The organism is Streptomyces himastatinicus ATCC 53653 (assembly GCF_000158915.1).
Lineage (GTDB): Bacteria > Actinomycetota > Actinomycetes > Streptomycetales > Streptomycetaceae > Streptomyces > Streptomyces himastatinicus.
The window spans coordinates 748,999-750,540 of the sequence record NZ_GG657754.1; the positions used below are offsets into that span (position 1 = coordinate 748,999).

Here is a 1,542-nt window from a genome sequence, read left to right on the forward strand (position 1 = left end):
GGTAGAGCCTGCCCAGGTCCCAACCCCGGTCAACAGGTGAAGTCACCGACGGCATCCACCCCACCAGACACCAGCCGCCACAAATCATCCGGAGACGACACCCCACCCGGATACCGGCAAGCCATCCCCACGATCACCACCGGATCATCCGCCACCGACGGCAACACACCCACCGGCACCGACACACCCGTATCCGACCCCAACAACTCATCAAACAGATGGTCCGCGAGTGCTTGCCCGGTCGGGTAGTCGAAGACCAGCGTCGCCGGAAGCCGCAACCCCGTGGCCACGCTCAACCCGTTACGCAGCTCCACCGCCATCAACGAATCAAAGCCCAAATCACGGAACGTACGAGCTGCATCCACCCCCGCAGCGCCCTCATACCCGAGCACCAACGCGACCCGGTTGCGCACCAGGTCCAGCAGCACCTCCCGCTGCTCGACCTCGCCCAGCCCAGCTAGCCGTTGCATCAGCCCGGTGGACGCTATCCGTCCGGCTGTGCGGCGCGTACGGATCAGTCCGCGCAGCAGAGGCGGCACCTCATCACGAGCCCGCAGCGCCGAAAGATCCAGCCGCACCGGCAACACCACCGGCTCCCCAGCACCCACCGCAGCATCGAACAGCGCCACACCCTGCTCGACGGACAACGGCGGCAGACCCGCACGCGCCATCCGCTCACGATCACCGGCAGCCAGATCGCCGAGCATGCCGCCAGGATGGTCCCACGGCCCCCAGGCCAGCGACACACCCGGCAGCCCCTGGTCCCGCCGGTACCGCACCAACGCGTCCAAGAACGCATTCCCCGCGGCGTAACTCCCCTGACCCGCACTGCCGAACGTGCCCGCCGCGGAAGAGAACACCACGAACGCAGACAGATCCATGCCCTGCGTCAGCTCATGCAGATGCCACGCCGCATCCACCTTCGGACGCAACACCGCATCAAGGCGCCCCGGAGTCAACGCACCCATCAAACCGTCATCGAGCACACCGGCCGCATGCACCACAGCCGAAACCTCCCGCCCGGCCAGCACCTCCGCCAGAGCATCACGATCAGCCACATCACAGGCCACCACCTCGGCGCGGGCACCCAATCCGGCGAGTTCGGCGACCAGGGCCTCAGCACCCGGCGAAGCCATCCCCCGCCGGGAGACCAGCAGCAGATTTCGCACACCACGCTCGGCCACCAAATGGCGCGCCACCACCGCACCCAAACCACCCGTACCGCCCGTGATCAACACCGTGCCGCGCGGCTCCCATGACGCCCCACGCAACTCTGGAACGGACATCCGCGCCAGCCGGGGGACCAGGACCTGCTCATCACCAACCACCAACTCCGGCTCGGGCTGCGCCAACGCCCGGGACAACACCGCCCCCGACACGGCACCGTCACCAAGGTCCAGCAGCGTGATCCGGTCCGGATGCTCCGACTGCGCCGACCGCAGCAAACCCCACACCGACGCCACCGCCAGATCACCGACAGCACCACGCGTCACCACAACCAGACGAGACCCCGCGAACCGCTCCCCCTCCAGCCACCTCTGG

At 67.8% G+C, this 1,542-nt stretch carries 1 pseudogene; it reads right to left on the reverse strand.

What is annotated here, in order from left to right:
• Window positions 1–1,542, reverse strand: a pseudogene (locus SSOG_RS02545) (type I polyketide synthase); the annotation flags it as partial.